Genomic DNA, 6,230 nt, shown 5'->3' on the forward strand with positions numbered 1-6,230 from the left:
CCCTTCCCTCCACATGGAAAAGGTGTTCCTTTTGAACGCAATATAACGAGTATATTAACGCTTTGAGAATTGAGCAGCCTTACGAGCCTTCTTGAGACCTGGCTTCTTACGTTCTTTCATACGTGCATCACGAGTTAACAGACCGGCACGCTTGAGGGGACCACGAAAATCTGGGTCTACTTCGAGCAATGCACGGGCGATACCGTGACGAACAGCGCCGGCTTGTCCTGAGAAGCCACCACCATTAACGTTTGCTAAAACATCGTAGTTGCCTAGAGTTTCAGTAACGTTGAATGGTTGAACAACCACTTCACGCAAGTTAGCGAATGGAATGTAATCTTCAATTGCTTTGTCATTCATCATGATTTTACCAGTACCTGGTACTAAACGTACCCGAGCTACTGAGTCTTTACGACGGCCAGTGCCGCGATATTGTACTTGAGCCAATTTGAATTCCTCCTTAAATTAGGTTAGTGATGTCTAAAACTTCAGGCTTTTGAGCAGCATTGTCATGTTGGTCGCCAGCGTAAACGTGAAGCTTCAAGCCGATCTTGTGACCTAATGAAGTATGAGGAAGCATACCCTTAACAGAAGTTTCAATCAGCTTTTCTGGGTCATTTGCACGAAAATCACCAGCAGTGCGTTGCTTTAAACCACCTGGATGGTTCGTATGATGGTAATAGATCTTCCGTGAAGCCTTCTTACCCGTTAAAGCAACTTTCGAAGCATTGATCACAATCACGTGATCACCAGTATCTACATTTGGGGTGAACGTTGGCTTATTCTTACCACGTAAGATGTTTGCGACAGCTGAAGCAAGACGTCCCAAAGGAACATCAGTTGCATCAACCACGTACCACTTGCGATCCACGTCACCTGGTTTAGCCATATATGTTGTACGCACGATTATTTTCCTCCAATTTCAGTGTTTGTTTGACATCCGTTAACAAGTTTCCGGGGCTTATCGTGGGGCAAACAATACCAATTAACATAGTACAAATTTCTGCCCCTTAAGTCAAGGGTTTTCCAAATTTGTTTTCTTTATTGTGAAATCTCAGCGCTGATGTTTCGGCAGCTTTGTGGGATGCTCCGGATCATCGCCTTCATAGTAGACGTGTTTCAGATACAGCCCACTGGCCGGCACCGTTCGCCGAGCAGCACGTCGGTCATTAATGCGGTACAGGTTTTGAATGTCATCCACCGGCCGAGTACCAGACCCGATTTCAACCAATACCCCCACCATGATGCGCACCTGGTTATAAAGAAAGCCGTTACCATAAAACTCAAACACCAGCTCGTTGTTGGCTTTATCTAAACGGCATCCAGCTTCATAAATCGTTCGGAAGTAGGTCCGAGCTGAAGATCCAGACGCCACGAAGCTAGTAAAGTCGTGCTCACCGATCAAATCTTGAGCCGCTTGGTTGATACGATCTACGTCTACTGGAAACTTCCAGTGGCCTGTGTAATTACGCTTGAAGGGGTTTCGAAACTCCCCTAGATCCATGCGATACACGTACCGCTTACCAGAAACGTCATAACGGGCGTGAAAATCGTCGCTAACGATATCAACATGCAGAACCTCCATATCCACAGGCAACATGGAATTCAGCCCCTTACGCATGTTTTCAGCCGTTAAATCATACGGCATATCAAAGTGAACCACTTGCCCTAAGGCGTGCACGCCAGCATCCGTTCGGCCGGAACCGTAAACCACGATGGCTGGTGTGGGATTTTTGGCCATTTTATTGACCACCCGCGTTAGTTCGCTTTCAATGGTCCGCTTATGCGGTTGGCGTTGAAAGCCCGCGAAGTTAGTGCCGTCATAGGCTAATGTAATTTTATATCTCAAAAAAATTATTCCTCTCAACTAAGATAACGTAGTGCGATGACCGCACCTAAACTGACCACGTAAATCACCAGCGATGCTGTGTCCACGCCTTGCCACTTCAACTGCCGGTACTTGGTGCGGTTTTCACCGTCCTGGTAGCCGCGAGCCTCCATAGCTGTAGAGATTTCAATCGCCCGGTTAAACGCGTTCACGAACAACGGGATCAGAATCGGCACGATAGTCTTGATTCGTTGCCGCAAACCGCCTTCGCCAAAGTCGACCCCACGAGAACGCTGGGCATTCATGATCTTTTCGGCTTCATCCATCAAGGTTGGCACAAACCGTAACGCTAACGATAGCATCAGTGCCAGCGTCGCTACTGGAAAATGAACTTTCCGCAACGGGCTCAGCAGTGACTCAATCCCATCCGCAATTTCCAGCGGTTCAGTGGTAAAAGTCAAGATGGTGGAAACCAAGATGATCAACACGAAACGCATTAGGATCAAACCAGCGCTATTCAAACCGTTTTGACTGACCACCAGCCAGCCCCACTGCCAGTAAACGTGACCGCCTGCACCAAAGAATACTTGAATTAAGACGGTAAAAATCATTAGCCAAAATAAGGGCAATAAACCACGAATATAAACTTTTAACGGTATGGCAGAAGCAGCCACCGAGGCCAGTAACAGCACGGTCATGATCAGATATGTCCAAAAATTATTGGCAAAGAAGACTACCGCAATGTACAGAAAACTCAACACTAATTTAGCCCGAGGATCCATGCGATGAACCCAAGAATGTCCGGGAATAAACCGGCCAAACATGACCTTATTCATGACTGTCCGCCCCCTTTGGTAACTGAGGCGCCAGCTGATCAGCCAATTCGGCAACGGTCAGCGGCATGGTGTCAAACTGAAACCCAGCCCGCTGGAGGTCGTAAGCAAACTTGGTGGCAGATGGCAAGCCCAGTTGATGAGCTTCCAGCCACTCGGGGTCGCTGAAAATCTCTCGCGGTGAACCCTGCTTGATCAGTTCACCATGACCCATGACCAGCACGTGGTCCGCGTAGTTTGCCACGTCATCCATTTGATGGGTAATGAGCACAATGGTCAACCCTTGTTCTTCCCGCAGACGCGTGACCAGCTGCATAATTTCCAAACGGCCACGGGGATCCAAACCAGCAGTAGGCTCATCCAACACCAGCACTTCTGGTTCTAAAGCCAGCACGCCAGCAATCGCTACCCGTCGCATCTGACCACCGGAGAGATCAAAGGGCGAGCGGCTGAGTAACGCTTCATCTAACCCGACTTCTGCTGCCATCCGTTTAGCAAGCACGATCGCATCCGCTTCAGAAACGCCAAAGTTCTGCGGGCCAAACGCAATATCTTTGAGCACCGTTTCTTCAAATAACTGGTTTTCAGGAAACTGAAACACCATGCCTACCTTTTTACGTAGCGGTTTTAAATGTTTATTGTTGGTTTCATTGGTGATCACTTGGTCGCCAATGGTTACCGTTCCGGCAGAAGGCTTTAACAACGCGTTTAGGTGCTGAATCATGGTCGATTTACCACTACCAGTTTGACCCACCACCGCTGTAAAGGACCCCGGTATGATATGCAGATCAATATTCTTCAGGGCTTGCACAGCGAAGGGTGTCCCAGCCTGATACCAATAATTTACTTGTTCAAACTTGATCTCCGTAGCCAATCGACTAAGCCCCTTTCGTCTAAATAAGATTGCGGAACCGCAATGTGGCGTTCCTGTAATGCGTCTTTGACCTTTTCGGAAAGCGGAACATCAAGCCCCATCTCGACTAGCTGCTGACCGTGACTGAACAGTTCCTCTGGAGTTGCCTCCTCCACAAAGTGCCCGTCGTCGATGACCACTAGCCGATCCGCACTAGCTGCCTCGTCAATGTCGTGAGTGATGGAAAGCACCGTTAAGTTCAGTTGCGCTTTAAGCTGCTGGATAACAGCCAAGATTTCCTGTCGGCCTCGCGGGTCCAGCATGCTGGTGGCTTCGTCTAAAATGAGGATTTTCGGGGCAATGGCAATAATACCAGCCAAGGCCACCCGCTGTTTTTGACCACCAGAAAGGTTAGCAGGTTCGCGGTTCTTATACGCCAGCATGTCCACCTGTTTCAGTGCTTCATCTACTTTGGTCACCATGGTATCGCGGTCAATGGAACGGTTCTCCATCCCAAAGGCCACGTCGTCAGCTACCGTCGCGCCCACAAACTGATTGTCGGGGTTTTGGAAGACCATCCCAACTTTTTCTCTAATTTGCCACACCGTGTCCGGAGTCAGTACTTGCCCGTCAATGGTGATTTTGCCAGAATCAGCCGCCATCAGCCCAATCAGCAGTTTAGCCAGCGTACTCTTCCCGCTACCGTTATGACCGACGATGGCCACCCAGTCGCCAGCCTGGATTTCAAAGCTAACGTCATCAATCGCTTTGATATCGGTATTACTATATTGATAATTTAAATGTTCAACTTGAATAATGGCCATTTTTTTATTTTCTCCGTTTTTCGAAATTCACACGTCATTATAACAAATCTTGCCCCTACATTGATACTTTCACAAGCATTTTTTTAATAAAACGCGGGTTTATCATTTGGAATGCTCAATTATCTAGCCTATAATTAGATAAGTAGGAGAACGCTTTCATTTTTACTTGAGGAGGTATATCAATGACAAAAAACATTGTTGTCGTTGGTGCAGGCTTTGCTGGGGTATTAACAACGAAGAAGCTTGCAAAACGATTTAAATCTAACGCTGACGTGACGATTACGTTAATCGATCGCCATTCATACTTCACCTACTTGACCGAGCTTCACGAAGTGGCCACGGAACGGGTAGCGCCTGACGCAGTTCAATACGATTTACAGCACTTATTCAATCATGCTAAGAACGTCAAGCTAGTTACCGACAACGTCACCCAAGTGGATAAAGATAACAAAAAGGTGATCGGTGAAAACAGCGAGTATCCTTTCGATAGCCTGGTCATTAGTTTAGGCGGGGAACCTAATGATTTCGGTACACCGGGTGTGAAGGAAAACGGCTATACCCTCTGGTCCATGGAGGATGCCATTCGGCTGCGCACGCACTTAGACGACGTGGTTCGTCGTGGTGCTGCGGAACATGACCCTAAAAAACGTCAAGCCATGCTCACCATTGCGGTCTGTGGTTCAGGCTTCACCGGTGCAGAAACCATTGGCGAACTGATTGATTACCGGAAAGTCCTTGCTAAACGCTACCGAATCGATGAAGATGAAATCAAAGTCATCTTGGTTGAGGCGGCGCCAACCATCATCAATATGCTTGACCGAACTAACGCTGCCCATGCTGAAAAGTATATCAAGGATAACGGCATCGAGGTGCGCGTGTCATCTGCAATTACGGCCGTTAACCCCGATTCAGTTGAAATCAAAGAGCAAGATCCCATCGCTACAGAAACTTTGATTTGGACCGCCGGCGTTAAGACTAACCACACGGCCGATGAATTTGGTATTGAGTCCGGTCGCGGTGGCCGTTTAATCACTAATAAGTATCTTCAGGCGCAAGGATTTGAAGATAAGAGTATTTACGTTGCTGGTGACGATGCCAACGCGACTGAGGAAGGTGCTGAGCGTGCCGTCCCTCAAACAGCTCAGGAAGCCGAATTTGAGGCCTATGTAGTAGCGCATAACGTTGCAGAGGACATTAATGGCGGTTCTAGTTACGAGGCCTTTAAGGACAAGAATATGGGCTTCATGGTTTCGTTTGGCTACCGTTATGGCATTGCTCAGGTCTTCGGTGGCAAACGGATTCGTGGCTGGATTGCCACCTGCATGAAGCACGGTGGCAACCTGCTGTACTTCATGCGGATTCGCTCTGGTTATGCCATGTGGAAGTACTTGATGGACGAGATCTTTAAGACCGAAAATAAACGCACGGTTCTAGGTAGTAATACCGCAACGAATACCAACGTACTTTGGTCATTGCCACTACGCTTATTCTTCGGACTGGGTTTATTTCTTGATGGTATGAGTAATATGGGTGGCACCGCTGGCTGGATGACAAGCTTATCCCCAACGATGGGCACCATCGAATTAGTGCTGGGTGCTTTGATCTTCTTTGGCTTGGCAACCTGGTGCGCAAACTTCTTGGTCATCTTGGGATTTCTATTCCTCGTTCATACTTGGCCAGCCAGCTGGATTATGTTTGTGGCCTTTGCGTTACTGAATGGTTCCGGCCGAACGTTTGGTTTGGACATCTGGTTCGTGCCATGGTTACAACGCACTTGGAGCCATTCCCGTTATGGTATTCCACGTTCAATCTATAAACAAAAATAACGCCTACTAAAATAAGCATCTCCCATTTGATTGGGGGATGCTTATTTTGTCTACTTAAGAAAAATG

General features: G+C 47.7%; 7 protein-coding genes. 1 reads left to right on the forward strand and 6 read right to left on the reverse strand.

The genetic code is table 11. The features are described 5' to 3' along the window. Positions 1-54: 54 nt before the first annotated feature. The 6 genes from rpsI to AC6H04_RS04880 all read right to left on the reverse strand — a co-directional run bounded on the left by rpsI (position 55) and on the right by AC6H04_RS04880 (position 4,338). Complete coding sequence (gene rpsI / locus AC6H04_RS04855) at positions 55-447, reverse strand: 30S ribosomal protein S9 (protein WP_497570609.1); 393 nt, start codon at positions 445-447, stop codon at positions 55-57. A gap of 13 nt (positions 448-460) precedes the next feature. Then, positions 461-904 (reverse strand): 50S ribosomal protein L13, encoded by a 444-nt coding sequence (rplM, locus tag AC6H04_RS04860; protein WP_098826485.1) that lies wholly within the window; start codon positions 902-904, stop codon positions 461-463. A 150-nt stretch (positions 905-1,054) separates the two neighbouring features. After that, positions 1,055-1,849: a tRNA pseudouridine(38-40) synthase TruA gene (gene truA / locus AC6H04_RS04865; protein ID WP_497570610.1), complete on the reverse strand. Its 795-nt coding sequence runs from the start codon at positions 1,847-1,849 to the stop codon at positions 1,055-1,057. A 14-nt stretch (positions 1,850-1,863) separates the two neighbouring features. Continuing rightward, on the reverse strand, positions 1,864-2,664 hold the full coding sequence (locus AC6H04_RS04870; protein WP_497570611.1) for an energy-coupling factor transporter transmembrane component T family protein: 801 nt from the start codon (positions 2,662-2,664) through the stop codon (positions 1,864-1,866). Next, complete coding sequence (locus tag AC6H04_RS04875) at positions 2,657-3,535, reverse strand: energy-coupling factor ABC transporter ATP-binding protein (RefSeq protein WP_497570612.1); 879 nt, start codon at positions 3,533-3,535, stop codon at positions 2,657-2,659. Before AC6H04_RS04875 ends, AC6H04_RS04870 begins: the two co-directional genes overlap by 8 nt. Beyond that, entirely contained in the window at positions 3,505-4,338 is an 834-nt protein-coding gene (locus tag AC6H04_RS04880) for an energy-coupling factor ABC transporter ATP-binding protein (RefSeq protein ID WP_497570613.1), read from the reverse strand. Before AC6H04_RS04880 ends, AC6H04_RS04875 begins: the two co-directional genes overlap by 31 nt. A gap of 182 nt (positions 4,339-4,520) precedes the next feature. Here AC6H04_RS04880 and AC6H04_RS04885 point away from each other — a divergent pair, with 182 nt between their 5' ends. Further along, a complete protein-coding gene (locus AC6H04_RS04885; RefSeq protein ID WP_497570614.1) occupies positions 4,521-6,164 on the forward strand; it encodes an FAD-dependent oxidoreductase in 1,644 nt (547 codons plus the stop codon). Positions 6,165-6,230: the final 66 nt, after the last annotated feature.

Source organism: Secundilactobacillus sp. MJ173 (assembly GCF_059704265.1).

Excerpts from the sequence above, each read along its gene's own strand:
- AC6H04_RS04870 (WP_497570611.1), bottom strand. The coding sequence starts at position 2,664 with ATGAATAAGGTCATGTTTGGCCGGTTTATTCCCGGACATTCTTGGGTT.
- AC6H04_RS04880 (WP_497570613.1), bottom strand. The coding sequence starts at position 4,338 with ATGGCCATTATTCAAGTTGAACATTTAAATTATCAATATAGTAATACC.
- AC6H04_RS04885 (WP_497570614.1), top strand. The coding sequence starts at position 4,521 with ATGACAAAAAACATTGTTGTCGTTGGTGCAGGCTTTGCTGGGGTATTA.